The sequence below is a fragment of the Haloferax marisrubri genome (genome assembly GCF_001469875.2).
Lineage (GTDB): Archaea > Halobacteriota > Halobacteria > Halobacteriales > Haloferacaceae > Haloferax > Haloferax marisrubri.
This window is the reverse complement of record NZ_LOPW02000018.1, coordinates 381,557-382,785: the sequence shown is the minus strand read 5'-3', so window position 1 is coordinate 382,785 and position 1,229 is coordinate 381,557. Positions and strand designations below refer to the sequence as shown.

At 49.0% G+C, this 1,229-nt stretch carries 1 protein-coding gene; it reads right to left on the bottom strand.

Features of this window, described 5'->3' with window-relative positions:
* Positions 1-672: 672 nt before the first annotated feature.
* Positions 673-1,229, bottom strand: a 557-nt coding sequence (locus AUR65_RS16765) for an SMP-30/gluconolactonase/LRE family protein (protein ID WP_146047443.1), incomplete at its 5' end; no start/stop codon positions are given.

The following is a 1,229-nucleotide window of genomic DNA, read 5'->3' as shown; positions in this document are numbered from 1 at the left end:
TCGAATTCAAGGAGAGGTCTTCCACGAGGAAATACCCGAGTTACTCCGGCAGAATGCAGACATCATCGAAGTCAACATGAGCTATTCGTAATGTTGTATTCGTGACCACAGCCACTAGGAGGTATTCGTTTTACAGCGGACTGATAAAACCATTGAGCAGTAGTGGTTCCAAATACAATATTACAAAACGCGAGTCGTAAGACAGAGTTACTCTTTCACACTCATTGAGGAGTCTAGTATCGGAAGAACCACCGACGCTCCTGAGCAGCCACAGGTACATTCAGGCGAGAGAACGTGGAAACCTTCGAGTCGGTGATTCGCGATGTGAGTGTAACTCGAGGAAGATTCGACTTTGCAGGGTTAGAGAATCCTTTCGGCTCTGTTCGGTCTCACTGAATGGCGCAGAATCATCAGCAATTTTCATTATGTAATTTTACATCTGTATTACAGAACTACGTTTGTAATGGTGGTGGCGCAATTTCTCTAATCTCACCCTGCGTTCTGAGAATTGTTCCTTATTGTTGAATGGGTTTGTAGCATTAACGAATTCATCGTTGTGAACAGTGGCGCAAAGGCGCCCCCGTCCAGCGGAAAGTCGAGTAGTCTACCCACCAGTAGCCCTATATCGTAATAAGGTACCTCAGTGCTTGCTCAGCATGCCACGCAAAGTGGTTATAGCCGAACTGTTGGATATCGTCCTGGTTTGTCGACCTCAACGGCAACGACATGAGGGAGACCGAGTTGTGCGATGTACAGAGTCCGCATCTCCGGTCCTCCGAAGGCGACGTTCGTCGGATTACACATGACCAGACCCACAGGGTCGGATAGAACGACCTCTACATCACCATCGACGATCCGATAGATTGCATTGTCTCCGATCGATGCGACATAGATATCATCATCGGCGTCAAGGGCTACGCCGTCCACGTGACCACAGTTATTCGTAACGAAGCTCGTTCCCGTTATTTTCCCGTCCGTCAAGTGAACTGCTGTAATTTCTTCTGTGCCGGTTTCTGCCACATATAGCGTTGACCCGTCGCGACTTAAAGCGAGACCATTTGCCCACGCGGTAAACCGATCACTGAGAATCTTATCCTCCCCACCGGTGTTAACTACTCGAAGGCTACCTCCCGTGGAATGCATGGGCGCTGTTCGATCACCAGAGTCAGTATAGTAAAGACGACCGTCCGAGTCGAGCGTACAGTAGTTCGGTTGAATTGGGGGTTCGA